At 40.8% G+C, this 16985-nt stretch carries 14 protein-coding genes; 10 read left to right on the plus strand and 4 right to left on the minus strand.

The features are described 5' to 3' along the window. From LC605_RS23835 to LC605_RS23880, 10 genes are all read left to right on the plus strand, one after another. Nucleotides 1-173: Tab2 family RNA-binding protein (locus LC605_RS23835; protein WP_229549998.1), on the plus strand; the 173-nt coding region annotated here is incomplete at its 5' end. 269 nt (nt 174-442) lie between these two features. Next, a complete protein-coding gene (locus LC605_RS23840; protein WP_229549999.1) occupies nt 443-1756 on the plus strand; it encodes a TldD/PmbA family protein in 1314 nt (437 codons plus the stop codon). A gap of 152 nt (nt 1757-1908) precedes the next feature. Further along, nucleotides 1909-2886 (plus strand): transposase, encoded by a 978-nt coding sequence (locus LC605_RS23845; protein WP_229549987.1) that lies wholly within the window; start codon nt 1909-1911, stop codon nt 2884-2886. A 48-nt stretch (nt 2887-2934) separates the two neighbouring features. Next, nucleotides 2935-5208, plus strand: coding sequence for a chloride channel protein (locus LC605_RS23850; RefSeq protein WP_229549988.1), 2274 nt, complete (start codon nt 2935-2937; stop codon nt 5206-5208). A 588-nt stretch (nt 5209-5796) separates the two neighbouring features. Next, a complete protein-coding gene (locus LC605_RS23855; RefSeq protein WP_229549989.1) occupies nt 5797-6372 on the plus strand; it encodes an rRNA large subunit pseudouridine synthase E in 576 nt (191 codons plus the stop codon). 988 nt (nt 6373-7360) lie between these two features. Further along, the gene (gene hemF / locus LC605_RS23860) at nt 7361-8371 is read left to right on the plus strand and encodes an oxygen-dependent coproporphyrinogen oxidase (RefSeq protein WP_229549990.1); all 1011 of its coding nucleotides are present in this window, start codon (nt 7361-7363) and stop codon (nt 8369-8371) included. Between the two features lie 349 nt (nt 8372-8720). Continuing rightward, on the plus strand, nt 8721-9353 hold the full coding sequence (locus LC605_RS23865) for an L-2-amino-thiazoline-4-carboxylic acid hydrolase (protein WP_229549991.1): 633 nt from the start codon (nt 8721-8723) through the stop codon (nt 9351-9353). A 98-nt stretch (nt 9354-9451) separates the two neighbouring features. Then, the gene (locus tag LC605_RS23870) at nt 9452-10831 is read left to right on the plus strand and encodes a cytochrome P450 (RefSeq protein WP_229549992.1); all 1380 of its coding nucleotides are present in this window, start codon (nt 9452-9454) and stop codon (nt 10829-10831) included. 47 nt (nt 10832-10878) lie between these two features. Then, a complete protein-coding gene (locus LC605_RS23875) occupies nt 10879-12264 on the plus strand; it encodes an FAD-binding protein (RefSeq protein WP_229549993.1) in 1386 nt (461 codons plus the stop codon). A gap of 173 nt (nt 12265-12437) precedes the next feature. Further along, a complete protein-coding gene (locus LC605_RS23880; RefSeq protein WP_229549994.1) occupies nt 12438-12848 on the plus strand; it encodes a hypothetical protein in 411 nt (136 codons plus the stop codon). Nucleotides 12849-13276: 428 nt separating this feature from the next. Here the strand turns inward: LC605_RS23880 and LC605_RS23885 are convergent, their stop codons facing one another. From LC605_RS23885 to LC605_RS34335, 4 genes are all read right to left on the minus strand, one after another. Continuing rightward, a complete protein-coding gene (locus LC605_RS23885) occupies nt 13277-14203 on the minus strand; it encodes a methylenetetrahydrofolate reductase (RefSeq protein WP_229549995.1) in 927 nt (308 codons plus the stop codon). A gap of 58 nt (nt 14204-14261) precedes the next feature. After that, complete coding sequence (gene trpS / locus LC605_RS23890) at nt 14262-15272, minus strand: tryptophan--tRNA ligase (protein WP_229549996.1); 1011 nt, start codon at nt 15270-15272, stop codon at nt 14262-14264. A 235-nt stretch (nt 15273-15507) separates the two neighbouring features. Continuing rightward, nucleotides 15508-16611: a fatty acid desaturase gene (locus LC605_RS23895; RefSeq protein ID WP_229549997.1), complete on the minus strand. Its 1104-nt coding sequence runs from the start codon at nt 16609-16611 to the stop codon at nt 15508-15510. Nucleotides 16612-16779: 168 nt separating this feature from the next. Then, nucleotides 16780-16899, minus strand: coding sequence for a hypothetical protein (locus LC605_RS34335; RefSeq protein WP_369010368.1), 120 nt, complete (start codon nt 16897-16899; stop codon nt 16780-16782). Nucleotides 16900-16985 lie beyond the last annotated feature (86 nt).

The following is a 16985-nucleotide window of genomic DNA, read 5'->3' on the forward strand; positions in this document are numbered from 1 at the left end:
ATTTCTGCGCTACTACTTTAGCACCAGCTGCTTTAATCCTTTTTTCCCACTTAGCCAAAGGTTTTGAAGAAGCCAAGCAAAAAGCTAACGGAGTACATTTTATCGGTGTACAGTCTGATCCCAAAGCCCAATCCTTTGCTGGTTTTTGGCTGTTGCAAGAGGTTAATCTTTGAAAATGACAAATGACAAATGACAAATGACAAATGACTAGATACGTTGAGACATGGCAATGATTTGGGATAATTAACTGCGTCCATCAGCGTTGATCTGTGGTTTCAAATGGCAACTGTAAGGAGACGCTGATGATTTTTGGATAGTTATCTGCGTGCATCAGCAGAAAGTCTGATGCCTAGGTTGGGCTACGCCAACGTGGGCTTTTGGCTTTTAGACTTTCTGTGAAAGCGTTGATATGCAGTTCAAAATCCACAATTCACAAACAGTCATGGGTTCTGAAAATTTGTCACAAGATACACTAGCAGAACAGCTGCTGGAACTAGCGATAAAATCTGGAGCAGAAGCTGCTGAGGTGTATCAGTCGCGATCGCTTTCTCGTCCAGTGTTTTTTGAGGCTAACCGACTCAAACAGCTAGAAACCAGTCAATCTGAAGGCACAGCACTACGGCTTTGGCGAAACGGTCGTCCGGGACTGACGGTGGCTTACGGTTCTGTTCTAGCGGAAGTATTGGTGGAAAAAGCTTTAGCCCTAAGTCAACTAAATGATCCAGAAATAGTAGAATTAGGTTCTAACTTTCAGCCCGCCTACCCAGATTTGGGAGAAAGTGTGCCCATAGAGGTTTTGGTAGATTGGGGCACAGAAGCGATCGCACTGATCCGTGATGTCTATCCAGATGTTGTATGCAATGGTGACTGGGAATGTGATGTTGAAACCACTAGACTAATCAATACCAAAGGTTTAGATTGTCATTACACCGATACTACCCTCAGTTGTTATATATCAGCAGAATGGGTGCGTGGCGATGATTTTTTGAATGTTTCTGATGGACAAACTCAGCGCGGTGAACTCCACTCGGAGAGATTAGCTAACCAAATTTTACAACGGTTAATTTGGGCTAGAGAAAATGTCTCACCCCCAACTGGGCGCGTCCCAGTTTTGTTCACTTCTAAAGCCGCCGATATGCTTTGGGGTACTGTCCAAGCAGCTTTGAATGGTAAGCGAGTCTTGGAAGTAGCTTCTCCTTGGGCAGAACACCTGGGGAATCTAGTAGTTGCACCCAGTCTCACCCTCTACCAAGACCCGGAAGCTGGGCCTTACAGTTGTCCTTTCGATGATGAAGGCGCTCCTACTCAATCTTTAGTATTTATCGAAAACGGGACTTTACAGCATTTTTATGGCGATCGCACTACCGGACGCCAACTCGGTACTGACACCACTGGAAATGGTTTTCGTCCTGGTTTAGGCAGCTATCCCACTCCTGGTTTATTTAATTTTCTCATTCAGCCCGGTTCAGCATCGCTATCAGATTTAATTCAACAACTAGATCATGGCTTGATTGTGGATCAAATGCTGGGTGGTGGCGGCAGTATTTCTGGAGATTTTTCGATCAACGTTGATTTAGGCTACCGCGTCCAAAATGGTCACGTAATTGGGCGCGTTAAAGATACGATGGTTGCAGGTAATGTCTACACAGCCCTGAAGCAATTAGTTACACTGGGCAATGATGCTGATTGGAATGGTTCTTGTTGTACTCCATCTCTGATAGTAGAAGGGCTATCCACGACAGGAAGAAGCAATTAATTCGTAATTCGTAATACCTCTTTTCTCTACGAGAGGCTACGCCAACGAGACGCTCCGCGAACGACTCCGCGGCTCCTGAGCGTAGTCGTTCGCGGAGCGTCTCGTAGAGAAGGACGGCACAAATTCGTAATTCGTAATTGAGGACAGTGTTTATGATTGATGCAAGATTTAGTGGCAATAATTACCAAGTTAAGTTTAACAATCAAGCCATTAGTAAAAGAGAATTTAGTAAAGGTTCGGTTGTCCCATCAATGTCGCCAATCAGAATCTCGGTAAAGCCTGGACTAAAATTTGACGACTTGTGTGAAGTGCGAATTATTCCAAAAACGGGATGTTTTGTTATCGAGATAGTCTATGAAATTCCTCAAACAAATGAGTTCTTCTGTAGTTTGAATCCTGAACTTAATGCGGCGATAGACATTGGTTTAGACAATCTAGCGACAATTGTTTTCAACGACCTAGCAATACAGCCAATTATCGTAAACGGAAAACCATTGAAGTCAGCAAACCAGTTTTACAACAAGCAGGTTGCGAAGTTTCGAGGTTTTCTGCCTAATGATAAAGGCTCGTCTTGGCGAATTGCGAACATAGTTCGTAATCGGAATCAATTCGTAGATTCATATTTGCATCAATCCACATTTAGGATTGTGGATGAATTTCTATCTCTTGGTGTAACTCACGTCTCAATCGGGAAAAACGAACAATGGAAAACACGTCTTAATTTAGGTAAACGCACAAACCAAAACTTTACTCAAATACCACACGCTAAATTTATCGAGATGTTGACTTATAAATTAGAACGAGTCGGCATCACCGTCAAGGTTGGAGAAGAATCTTACACGAGTAAGGCTTCTTTCATTGATTGGGACATTATCCCAACTTATGAACCTAACAATAAGGTAAAACACATCTTCTCAGGAAGACGTGTCGAACGTGCGTGGTATGTCAGTAAAAATGGTTTGAAGATTCATGCCGATGTCAATGGCGCATTGAACATCGGCAGAAAAAGTAATCCTGAAGGGTTTGACACTCTCTTGTCTATTCTAAGGGATAGGGGATGTCAGGTAGTACAGCATCGGCGGATAACTCCACTATTTAAGCGTGTTCATGCTGAAAGTAGGGTTGCTTAAAGCTAAATTGCAGATGTCTGACTATATTTGACTATGTGATTTGGAACTATGAATCAGCACTTTCGTACCTGGTGGCAGCCAAGAAAAGGTTTAGCGATCGCCGAAGCTTGTATGATCGGTCTGGTTGCTGCCCTATCTGCGGTGTTTCTGAAGGTGGGATCGGGATGGCTGGGGACATGGCGAGTCCATAGTACCCACATTTTCCCGGTATGGCTAGCATTACCGATAATTGGTCTTGTCCTGGGATTTGTGTCTGGATGGTTGGTGGAAAGGTTGGCACCAGAGGCTTCTGGTAGCGGTATCCCCCAAGTCAAAGCCTCCCTTGCTAATGTGCCTGTGACATTATCTTGGCGGGTAGCAGGTGTGAAGTTACTCAGTGCCATCATCGCCATCGGTTCGGGCATGACTCTGGGACGACAAGGCCCTACTGTCCAAGTGGGGGCAGGTTTGGCAGCAGGGATGAGTCGCTGGGTTCCCACTTCTCCGGATCACCGACGACAAATGATTGCAGCTGGTGCGGGTGCGGGTTTGGCAGCTGCTTTCAATGCCCCGATCGCAGGTGTATTGTTTATTGTTGAAGAGTTACTCCAGGATTTATCAGGATTGACTCTGGGAACTGCCATTATCGCCTCCTTTATTGGTGGGGTGATATCCCGACTTTTAGGCGGTGGCTCTCTTGACCTTAACCTGGAATTGACGCAATCCTCCAGCCAATTCTCTATCCCCGAAATTCCCTTTTTCGTGCTATTGGGTATTTTGGCAGGCTTGCTGGGTGCATTGTTTAATCGCGGCTTAATATTTAGTATTAAATTTTATCGAAAATTACATATCAGCTTACCACTACAGGTAGCTTTGGCTGGATTTATCTCTGGTGTTGTAGTGGCAATGCTCCCCGCTTCCTTCCGTGATAATACGGGATTACGGGAGTCGTTAATTACTGGAGGCTCCCATCCTACCGTAGCAGCGATCGCCTTTACGGCACAGTTTATCCTCACACTGATCGCATTTGGTTCAGGAGCGCCGGGGGGATTATTCGCTCCCAGTCTGATTTTGGGTTCTTGTTTAGGACACATCATCGGTGTGGGCGAACTATACATGACCGGAGTTGGTTCTCCTACTACTTATGCCCTAGCAGGTATGGGTGGATTTTTTAGCGCTGTTTCTAAAGTGCCAATCACCGCAATAGTGATTGTGTTTGAAATGACTACAGATTTCAATCTGGTGCTACCTTTGATGATTGTTTGTGTAGCAGCTTACCTGGTTGCAGACAAGGTAGTGCCTGGTTCACTTTATGAGAAACTTTTGGAGTTAAAGGGTATCACTCTCACCAAAGTAGTTCCGATGGAGGGAGCATTAACCAAGTTAACCGCAAAAGATGTGATGCAAGAACGGGTAGAAACTCTGGATGCAGAGATGAGTTTGGAAGAAGCAATGCAATCCTTCGCCCGTTCCCATCATCGCGGTTTCCCGGTGGTAGAAGATAGTAAGTTAGTGGGAATTGTAACGCAATCAGATTTACTCAAAATACGCGATCGTAATTTGGCTCATGATATTTCCTTAAGAGAAATTATGACGCCTGTGCCGATGACAGTAACACCAATCCACACCCTGAGTAATGTGCTGTATTTACTCGATCGCTATCAAATCAGTCGGTTACCAGTGGTGGATGGACGGAAACTGATCGGAATTATTACCCGTGCAGATATTATTCGGGCGGAAGCAGACCATCTCAATTGTGAAAATGGAACTCCTAAACTCCGACCTGAACCTTCCTATGTAGTTTACCAAACGCGATCGCCCAGCATTGGCAGTGGTAGATTATTAGTACCTGTAGCTAATCCAGAAACAGCAGATATTTTATTAGAAATGGCAGCAGCTATTGCCCGCGATCGCCATTATGAAATAGATTGCGTGCAAGTAATGCTGATACCGCGCCACAGTTCCCCATCAGAAACACAAGTCAGAACGGCAAAAAGTCGCCGCTTGCTACGACAGGCTGAAGTCTTAGCAAAAAAATGGCAAATTCCCCTACATACGCAGATTCGAGTTACCCACGATGTCGCCCAGACAATTTTAGAGACAGTCAACGAACAACACATCGACCTAATTTTAATGGGATGGAAAGGTAGCACATCTACCCCTGGTAGGATTTTTGGTAATGTTGTAGACACCGTAATTCGCCAAGCCACCTGCGAAGTCGTTTTAGTAAAATTAGGCAAAACTCCTGACTCCCCACTCTCCACTCCCCTTTTCAATCGCTGGCTAGTCATGATTGTTTCTCCTTGGTATTTATCAATACCTTCGCCAATTTACGAGCCTTGATATAGAACAAAGGTAAGATTTTACAAGCTTGTTTTTGCCGGATGGCAAAAAACTGACCCAATAAAATCCTGTATGGTTTGTGTGGAAGTAATAATGAAAGTCGTATACGTCTGGACTGGGGTTTGACGTTTTGCTTAATAATTAAGCATGGTCTTGTGTTGGGCTATTTCGGGAAAAGCTAGACTACCTCTATTTTTGGCAGAGGTATTGTAATGTGCGCTGCATTGTTCTTCTGTCCAACATCATTTCACCAAAGTCCTCGTGCCGTGGAAATCTGGGCATCAACTGACTCCTTGATTGTTATCAACTGACTCCTTGATTGTTAGAGTCACAGCATCTTGATTTAAATTTATCCAACGTTCATGATAATTTTATGCAATCACAGGAAATATCTTTATAGATCTTTACAGACCTATGGTTCTCCAGAAAATCCTTAACCCAAGGGTATTGAACTATGCACCACCGCCAGCAGGGCAGGCAAACACTCATGCGATGAGAAGTGGGGAATAGGGAGAGACGCGATTAATCACGTCTGTACTAGGGAGTGGGGCAAAATAACATAATGCAATGCCCAATGTCCAGTGTCCTATGACTAATCATTACCGATATATTATTTTTTACAAACCCTATGGCGTTCTTAGCCAGTTTACAAAAGACACACCCACCCATAGCACCCTAAAAGATTATATTGATGTGCCTGATGTGTATCCTGTGGGACGTTTAGACTGGGATAGTGAAGGATTGCTGCTGTTAACGAACGATGGACAATTGCAACATCGCCTCGCTCATCCACGTTTTGGTCATAAACGTACTTATTGGGTACAGGTAGAGCGAATTCCAGATGCAGATGCGATCGCCAGGTTGCAAACAGGTGTGGAAATTCAAGATTATCGCACTCAACCAGCAGAAGTTAGGCTCTTAGCAGAAGAACCACAGTTACCTGAACGCACCCCACCGATTAGATTTCGCAAAAATGTACCAACAGCTTGGCTGGAAATAACCTTGAGAGAGGGAAAAAACCGCCAAGTACGGCGCATGACTGCGGCTGTAGGGTTTCCGACTTTGCGACTGGTGAGGGTCAGCATAGCTCACCTACAATTAGATGACCTACAATTGGGCCAATGGCGCGACCTCACTGCATCTGAACTCCAATTTATAAGGTAGGACGAGAAGCGCAAAACTCCGTATTTTTAAATCAAACGTGAGTTCGACGGAGCTAAAATAGGACATTAATTTTACTTATGCAAACATAGGTAAGAGATTTATGTTTATCATATAAAGCAAGTATGAAGCTAATTGGCTTGTACAAACTGGTCATTAACAAGCAGGATACGTAGAAAGAGAGTTTCAATGAGAGCAATAGTTTTGTTCCTATGGTTATCATCAATTTAAAAAATAAGTATCAGCAAGGTAGCTTCGCTCCTAGGTAAAAAATTAATCGAAAATCAATCAAAAGCGTGCAATAAACGCATTTAAAGCTCCTTTTAAGAGTTTAGTCTTAACTTAAAGATTATTTTTTAGTTACGGACAAGCTATAAATTATTAAAATTACAGTCAAAAATTTCTTTAACTTTTAAATTATAAGTATAAAGTTATTTCAGTAATTTCCTTGCTTTCACGTATTTATAAAGTAAAATTTAATCAATCGCCTTGAATGCGAAGGACTTGAGTCTCGGTAGAATTGGTAACGGCACTGGTTAAACAACAAAAAAATTATTTGAGTTATGGCATCAAGTCCGAGATGGTACTTTAAGTCGGAGTGATATCAAATCCGCTGGATTGCACATAGTAACCGCAGAAGCTAACCGATGATGCTACTTCTGCTGATGATTGTGAGACATTGACAGCAGCTTAATTGTAATTTGAGTTTGATAAAGTTAAAAATTACATCTGTGTAATCTCCTCCTATACCATAATCATCGCCTCATTCAGGTGGGTACGCCATCGCAATTGATATTGAAGTCCTAAATACTCTCCACAATCAAGAAAGCGCGTTGAACTCACGTTAATTTTATTCCTTCATTCGTTCAATTTTAGAGGAAGGATCGAACTTTGCACCCTCTGAACGGTTACGTTTTGTGTATCTATCAATTTACATAACCGGAGAAATAAAAATGAAAGACTCGTTATTCATAACTGAGGTATCTAATTTATGCAAACTACCGAAAAGCCAAAGCAGAAGCAGAAGCAAAAGCGAAAAACAAATGATATGTCTGTGAAAATATCAAATTCGCTTCATAGGATGTTTGACAATCTTTGTAAGGCAATTGAAGAGATTGACGGCTGTAAATTTGCAGAAAAAAGTTGGAATCGTGACGAAAATGGTAAATGGATAGAAGCTAGTGGTGGTAATGGAATTGTTTACATCGATAGAGCATTAAGAGACGGCAACGTTTTTGAAAAAGTCGGAGTAAACTACGTTTCAATGTTGGGTGAATTACCACCAGGCATGTCATTTCGTGGTTCTGAACCAGCGATGGAATCAGAGAATGGAAGCGATAAACCAACTCCTTATTTTGCTACTAGCACTAGCTTTGCTATCAATCCCAAAAACCCAATGGCACCCACTGCACATGTAAATTACCGTTACTTTCAATTGGGTGATGGGGTTGAAGCTGGTTCTTGGTGGTTTGGTGGTGGTGGTGATTTAACTCCTATTTATTTATTTGAGGAGGATGCAGTCCACTTTCATCGAGTGCATAAGGAAGCTTGCGACAAGCACAATATAGAGTTTTATCCGCGTTTTAAAAAGTGGTGCGATGAATATTTTTATCTTCCGCATCGTGCTGAATGTCGTGGAGTTGGTGGAATTTTCTTTGATAATTTACAAGGACGAGAAAAGGAAGAGCTATTTTCTTTTGTTAAAACTTGTTCGGAAGCTTTTAACGATGCTTATTTGCCTTTGGTAAATAAACGTAAAGATATGGAATATCTTGAAGAAAATAAGTATTGGCAAAAATTACGACGGGGACGTTATGCTGAGTTTATTTTACTCAATGATAAAGGTACAAGTTTCGGATTAAAAACTGGGATTGTTCAACCGCAAAGTGTACTTAATTGTATGCCAGGAGAAGCATTTTGGAACTATGAAGATTATCCATTATTAAATAGTAAAGAAGCGAAACTTTTAGAAGTATTAAAAAATCCACGAGATTGGGTATAAGTAGGTAGGCGCGATAAAATCAATATATGTTGAGTTCTGTAAACAGATTAGAACGATTCATTCATAAGCTCTTTGCTGCACAGCTTACTCACATTTGTACAATGGTGAATTTCATGAAAAATATTTACTCGTATCCGAACCATGAATATGAAATTCAAATCGTCTTAAGCTTCTGTAGGCTTAGTAAATATTTAAGCATTACATTATTTATACTTTGTGTTTATATTTCAATTTCGACTCCACAGTAAAGTTAAAACTTGATTTGTTAGGTAGACATCCGGGTTTCCTAAAAGTTACCCGGATTCGAGTAATTTCTTAAAGCAAAATATTTGAACTCAGGGGTTTTAAAATGGATGATATTATTGGCATTGGCGATATTCAAATGACTGATGTGTTCAAAATGGATGAATCCAAAGCCGTCAGTATGTTTAGGAATCGCTTTGCTGCCTATAAAAAGTTAATTGATAAAATAGGTGAAGATGCAGCTTTTGAAAAAATGATGCAAGCTTACCCCGACCAACAAAAAGCTTTTATGGGAGCTTTCATCGATGATACTACCCTTGCTGAAGGTTTTACTAGCGCTAAACCTGTTTTCCGGCTAATGGGTTTTAATATGGAGGTTGTAGATATTTCTCAAAATGGTGTTGATGCTGTTTTGGAAATTCAACGAGTTTGCCCTGTTCTTCATCTGGCTAAAGAATTTGGTTTAGAAAGTCCTTGTACCGTCATTTGCGAAATGGAACAAGAAGCAACTCGAAGAGCATTTCCTGGTATTAAAGCCGCGATTTTAAGCAAACAAGCAAATGGTGACTGTGTATGTACTTTTAAATATGAAAGGCCTGCAACAAATATTCTACTTCAATCTCAAGATACTCAGGGAATTGCTGCCCGTATCTTCGATATAATGCGGCTGACTCCGAAAATTCTCCAAATCGGTATTAACCTTTTAAAAAATCGTTTTTCTAAAAGCAAAGCTATATAAGGAAAGGTTAGTAGTTGCGCTAAAGCGCTATTCGCTGTAAGCGTTCTCGTAGGTAGGACAACTACTAACTTAACTAACTGAAACTTACAGAAGGCATCATGACATTACCTGAAGGTCCTAGTACCCTAGCTTTTCTACAAATATACCAATGGTCTACCCGTCCTGCGAATTTTCTTGACTCTAATAAACATTATGGTGATATCTTTAGTGCTAACTTCCCCGGTGGTATTCCTAACATCTTTATTAGCAGTCCGGAAGCAATTGAAGAGATTTTCTGCGCTCCTCCAGGAACCTTTGATAGTGGTGGACACTACGAAATTTTAAAGCCTCTGGTTGGGGAAAATTCTTCAATGCTATTGGATGGTAAACCTTACCAGCGTCAGAGGAAGTTATTAATGCCTCCTTTTCATGGGGAAAGAATAAGAGTTTACGGTAATTTAATTTGCCAACAGACTGAACAGGTAATGCAACAATGGCAAACTGGAGTACCCTTCAATGTAACCAAATCTGTTAAGAAAATAACTTTAGAAATGATTCTTCGGGCTGTTTTTGGTTTGAATGAAGAAGAAAATCTCAACCAAGTTAGGGTGAAATTACAAGGGATACTTGATTTTAGTTTATCTCCATTTTTTCCGTTATATCTATTAGTTCCTTTCTTCCAAAAAGATTTAGGTGCTTGGAGTGTGTGGGGACGTTTTCTGCGGTTGCGTAACGAGATTGACCAAATTTTGTTTGCTGAAATTGTACATCGGCGTAAAGAACCACAATCAGAACGTAGTGATATTCTTTCATTATTAATGGCTGCTTGCGATGAAGAAGGTAATTGTTTAAGTAAGGAAGAATTACGCGATGAAATGATGACGATATTTATGGCAGGTCAACATACGGTTGAGGTTGCTGTAATTTGGGCTTTATACTGGATTCACAAAACACCAAGGGTACTGAAGCGATTACAATCAGAATTAAGTACTAGTATTGACTTAACTGATATAAATACAATTTCTCAACTTTCCTATTTGAATGCAACATGTCAAGAAGTACTACGGTTTTACCCACCGATTCTAACTGCTGCTGGTAGGATAGTTAAAGCTCCATTTAAAATGATGGGTTACGAGTTTCCTGTCGGTTCTTTTTTATTTCCTAGCATTTATTCGGCTCACCATCGTTCGCAAGTATATTCAGAACCGGAAGAATTTAGACCAGAGCGCTTTTTAGAACGTCAATATTCGGCTTATGAATATTTACCGTTTGGTGGTGGAAATCGGCGCTGTATTGGCTATGCTTTTGCTCAGTATCAAATGAAAATAGTACTAGCAAGCATTCTCTCACGCTATCAATTAGAGCTTGTAGATAATCGTCCAGTTTTTCCTGTTCGTAGCGGTCCGGGATTGGGACCGTCGAGGGATATATGGATGAAGCTTGTTGATAAGGATACAAGAGGAAAACTTTCGACAGAGAAAATCAATGTTAATGTTTAGGGTTTTTGGCATTTGTAGGTTGGGTAAATTTTTCGGAAGTAAACCGCATGATTAGTATCAAAAATAGTATTATTTCAGACCTTAAAAATATAATTGCAGGTGAGGTTATTAATACACCTGAAAGTATTACCGAATTTTCTCAAGATTTTGGTCGAATTATAAAAAAAAAGCCTCTATCTATTGTCCGTCCTCAATCATCTCAAGATGTTGCTCAGGTGATAGAATATGCTGTCCATAACGATTTAACTGTTTGCCCTAGAGCTGGTGGCTATTCACTAGGGGGTCAATGTTTAAATCAAGATGGAATTATCTTGGATATGAGAAGTCTAAATCGTATCCATGAAATCAATCCAGATCAGCTATATTTTCAAGCTGATGCTGGTGCATCTTGGAGAAAAGTTGTTGAATCTTCAATGCTGCATAGTTTAATTCCTCCTGTTCTGACTAATTTTATTGATGTAACTGTAGGAGGAACTCATGCTGCCGGTGGTATTGGTGTTTCGTCATTCCGTTATGGAACTCAAGCTGATAACTGTTTGGAATTAGAAGTTGTCACTGGAGATGGTGAAATTATCTGGTGCAATCCCAAAGAAAATAGCGAACTGTTTAATCATGTTCTTTGCGGTTACGGTCAGTTTGGCATTATTACTCAAGTTCGTCATAAACTTCAACTGCACCGTCCCTATACGCGCACTTATTATCTTACTTATGATAATTTAGATGCGCTTTTAAAGGATAAGCAGACTTTGACTTCAGAAAACCGTATCGACTATCTTTTATCTGTCCCTAGTCCGGCGTTAGAATTATTTTCAAAAGCGAAAAGTAAACCATTAATACAATGGTTTTATGTTTTGCAAATCACTATCGAAGTCGATGAATTAAACGCCAATAATAACGATGAGAAAATCCTTGCTGACTTGAATTATTATCGCCGTACCTATACCGAAGATACTAGCTATGGTGATTTTGTCCTGCCTGCATTGGGAATGAATTTACCAGAGAATACAGTTCATCCTTGGGTTGATTTAATTATTCCTGAGTCTCAAGCAAAAACTTACATCGAAACCGCTCTTTCGCGCTTACCGGCTGTGTTAGATTGCGGAAATACTCTCATTGGTTCTTTTTGTTTACCGCTTCATACAACTAAGATCCCCATGTTCTGTAGACCTAACGAAGATACAATCGGCTTAGGAATTTATCCGATAATACCTGAGTTTCAATTACAACCTGTTTTAAGTGAACTCAAATATCTTACCGATTTAGCTCTGGAATGTGGTGGTAAAAGATACTTGAGTGGTTGGGTTGATTTTGACTTACAACAATGGCGATCGCAGTTCGGCAATTATTGGTCTAAAGTCAACGAAATCAAGCATAAATATGACCCCAAAGGAATATTTAACTCCGGATTTTTTAAATATGAATCAGTTTTGTGATATCCCTGATTTAGCTCAAACGTTTAGATGGTAAGACTTGTAAAAAACTTTTTGGTTTACTATATATGCGTTTTAGCCGCAAACCCCTTCGAGTTTCGCAATAGGCGCATAAAATTGTGAGAAAATTGACTTAGTAATTTATACCAGATTTTAAATTTATCAAAGTCAATTTTATGAAAAAGAACTATTTTCTCCTGACTTTAGCCTTATTGATTTGCACTGCTGCACCCCAAAAAGCTCTAGCAGATGAGGTTTGGACAACAGAAGAATATAAAGTGGTCTATCAAGAAGATCGAAATAAAACTGCCGTGTGGCACTATGGTCGTGATGGAGTCGTCTTCATTGATGGTTTGGCAGGAGTGTTTAATGACCGAGGTTCATACAATGGCTATTGGGTACAAAAGTCTTCATCGGTACGTTGCGATACCTATAGAGAGGGGGCAGATGGTAAACCTACTTATTATTGGGGCAGGTTTAAAGTCACTTTCATTGATCGTAAATTCCCCTCCCGTTGGAAAGCTGATATTAGCCTTTGCGATCGCGATCCTATGGTGACTTTAAACGGTACACCTGTTACAAAGTAATCACCAAGCTAAAATACTTACAACTATGTAAGTAGAGCGACGCAAATAAAACTAACTGGCTAAAGCTGTCATTTGTCATTTGTCCTTCGTCATTTATAAGGGTTTAAGGCGTATTTACGTTTCGTAATATAGCTTGGTTTATTCTTGCCGATTTACTTAGTAGCTCTAAACACTTACGGCAAATAACGCAAGGAGTGTGAGCTAAGTGGACTCGGTGAACTAAGAATCTCCAGACTGTAAAAATTTCGCTATCGCTCATTTTTACAGTCAGGAGAGTGTCAATTAGATATCAACTGATTAACCTGACAATTCAGGTTATGTGGAAAAGTCCACCAAAAACCTAACCCCCTAACCTCCTTCTAGATGCTCTAAGAGGGAAATTCAAAGTCTCTCTCCTTAAAGGAAGAGAGAAATAGAAGTGAGGTTTTTCAGATGACCTGAATTGTCAACTGATTAACTGGAGCAATCCCAGCCAAATCTAAAATGGGCGCGATCGCATCTTCACGCTTTACCGCCATCATGTGGACACCCTGACATAATTGTCGCGCTATTTGCACTTGCTCGGCGGCAATTTTTATCCCTTCCTCCAATGGGTCTTTGGCTTTTGCCAATCGATCAATAATATGTTGGGGAATATTCACACCTGGAACACATCTATTAATAAACTGGGCATTTTTTGCCGATTTCAACAAAAAAATTCCTGCCAAAATCGGTTTTTTATAGCCAGAAGCGATTGTGTCCATAAACTTTTCTAGCAGATCAAAATCGGTAATCAACTGACTTTGAAAAAACTGCGCTCCGGCTTCGATTTTGCGTTCAAATCGACTTTGCAAACCCGACCAACTTTTACATTGCGGATCTACTGCTGCACCAACAAATAAATCTAACGCCCCATCAGTCAGGGGTTTATCGTTGCAATCAACGCCTTGATTCATCTTCCGAATCAGTTGCAGCAGTCGCACAGCTTCTAAGTCAAACACTGCTTTGGCATCTGGATGATCGCCTGATTTTACTGGGTCGCCAGTCAAAGCTAAAATGTTACGAATACCTAAAGCATGAGCGCCCATCAGATCAGCTTGTAAAGCAATGCGGTTGCGATCGCGGCAAGCAACTTGACAAATCGGCTCTATATCGTTTTGTAACAAAATCACCGACGCCATTAAGGAAGACATCCGTAATACTGCGCGGCTACCATCAGTAATATTGACGGCATGAACCCTCCCCTTAAGAGTCGCCGCCATTTGAATCATGTGCGCTGGATCTCCTCCTTTCGGCGGTGCTACCTCAGCGGTAACTAGAAATTCACCTGCTTGTACAGCTCTCTGGAAGGCTGTCGGGCTATGGGTGTGATGCATAAAATTAAGAGTTTCAATTTCTTAAATGGTATAGCGAATCACACCGAAAAGGGAAAACTTATACAGGAAGAGAATAGCCGAAAGCCGCTTTTACTTGTGATAAGGTTTGATTGGCGATCGCCCTAGCTTTTTCCCCTCCATCCCGTAACACAGACTCCAAATAGCCTTTATCTGCCGTTATCGCCTGATATTTTTCTTGGATTGGTTTCAAAGACTCAATGATCGTGTCCGTCAACAATGGCTTGAATTGTCCCCAGCCCATATCCTGACACTCAAGTGCGACATCTTCTTTCCTTTTACCAGAAAGCAATGTATATAGCGTTAACAAATTATTACACTCTGGACGCGCTGGATCGTCAAAAGTCAGCCCACGAATCGGATCGGTTTTACAACGCTTAATCTTGTATTGAATCTGTTCTGGTGAATCTAGCAAACTAATCCGGCTTAACTCAGAAGGATCAGACTTCGACATTTTGCGTGTACCATCTGCCAAACTCATCACCCTTGCCCCTTCCTTACGAATCAAAGGGTCTGGTAACTTCAAAACTGGTTGATCTAGTTTACCAAATTGGTGATTTAACCGAGCGGCAATATCCCGTGTCAATTCCAAATGTTGCTTTTGATCTTCACCCACTGGCACTTTATCCGCTTGGTAAAGCAAAATATCAGCTGCCATCAGCACAGGGTAATCCAACAAGCCTGCACTTACATTTTCTCCTTGTTTAACAGCCTTTTCCTTAAACTGGATCATGTCTTGCAGCCAGTTTAGAGGTGTGATACAGTTGAGCAACCAAGTGAGTTCACTGTGAGCCGAAACGTGAGATTGCACAAAGATCGTAGAGTGATTTAAATCAAGACCACAAGCTAGATAAAGAGCAGCAAGAGTGTAAGTATCAGCTGCTAACTGTGTAGGGTCGTGTGGCACTGTAATCGCGTGCAAATCAGCTACAAAAAGGTAATTGTCGTATTCGCTCTGACCTTCTACCCAGTTGCGAATAGCTCCCAAGTAGTTACCTAGATGGTAATTGCCGGTTGGTTGAACTCCAGAAAGAACACGTTGCTTGCCCATAAATTCCAACTTAGTTATCTCAAATACGCGCTATGTAAAGTGGCGATGTCTGGCAAAAAATTGCTTTTTGCCTACGCAAAACTCATTTAATTTTGACATTTTCCAGCGCAACTCGCCGTTGAAATATCGGAGTTGACTTTCCTTACCTTTCACGGCATCTGAAAAACCCCTCTCCTTGTAGGAGAGAGGCTTTGAACTCGTGAGCAATGCTTTCAGGATGACAGCAAACACCAATTTACATAATTTTGTAATTCTCGATTATAGCGCAAGGAACAGACTTTTCTCCCGACCAATCGGTAAAGGTATCTTCATTTTTGTAATGCCTTGGCGTTTGCATAAGCAAGTGCCAAGCATCTTTGGCATCTAATAAATTTAGACGTTCAGGATAGTGGATCTTTAATAATTCTTGCACTAGGGGATAATAGTCAGAGTTTATTCCTGGAAAAATATGATGCTCTGTATGATGAGAAAAATTTAAATGCAATTCGTCAAATATTCGAGGAACACGCAGGGAAATACTATTAATGAGTGGATCGTTGACGGTTGTCATCTGACAAAGCATATGGTTTGTATAGATGTAAAATATGACTCCAGCGTAACCAATCCCAATAGGCAGAAAGTAACTCAACACGATTTTTAGGAAATTAAATTGTAAATATGCCAAGATACTCAAATGAATCATGGCAATTACAAAAAGTTCACCTGCGATTAACCAACGCTCTTTAGTTTTGACTGTAAAGGCAGCAGGAACAAAACTTACAGATTCACGATTAAAGAATAGCACAGAGGCTAAATTACGAAGATTATGTGTTCCCCATGCCGTTGCCATTCCCACTGTTAAACTAATGGGATTAACCTCGGCAGAAGGTACGCATACATTTTGAATCCATTTACCCCAAGTTTTCGGCTGCTTGTATAAGTAATTGCGATCAGGATCTGCTAAGGAATTAGTTTTATTATGATGTTCTCGATTATGTACTGCTTTCCACAAGGTGGGTGGCATCCATAACATCGCTAGCCCTAGCAAGCTAATAATTCTGAATAGTATATGAGAGTTTCTAATTACGCTACCATGCATCAGTTCATGGGAGCTAAATAGCAAGACGATAACACTATTACCCATCACTATAGCTAAAGGCAAATAAAGCCATAAAAGATATAAGCTCCAACGATCTAGATAAGATGCGATCGCCCAGCCTAGAATCAAAATTGCCCAATTAATTAATAGAATTACTAATTTGCTTGAATCGGGGAGAAATACTTCCGCAGGAAGTAGGGGACGCAATGTTTTTGCATACTCTGCTTGGCGAATTAACTTTTGGACGTTACAAACTTTCATGAATATTATTGAACTTTATTTAATTTATTTTACAATAAACTGGTTCAAAAGTTAATGTAATCTCTACCCTAATTTTGCTATTGATAATTTAACTAAATACTGAAAGTAAATTAGGAGTTGAAACACAGTAAGGCGTTAATTCCTCTTGCCCTTCAAAAATGAGCGAACCTACAGCAGAAGGGGAAGAATTTGGCAATAAAGGCTACCCGTTAGCGCGTGGGTAGCATATTCACTGAGTAAATAGACAACGATCGCAATACCAGTGCTGCGATTCGAGAACTTAAACAGCGATTGGGAAAGGGAGAGTCAGAGGGAGCGATCGAGTAAGCCACAGTTTGGAGGACTGCGCTCGGAAATACCGAGGATTTTGCAAG

It is taken from the genome of Nostoc sp. CHAB 5836, from assembly GCF_020829445.1.
Classification (GTDB): domain Bacteria; phylum Cyanobacteriota; class Cyanobacteriia; order Cyanobacteriales; family Nostocaceae; genus Nostoc.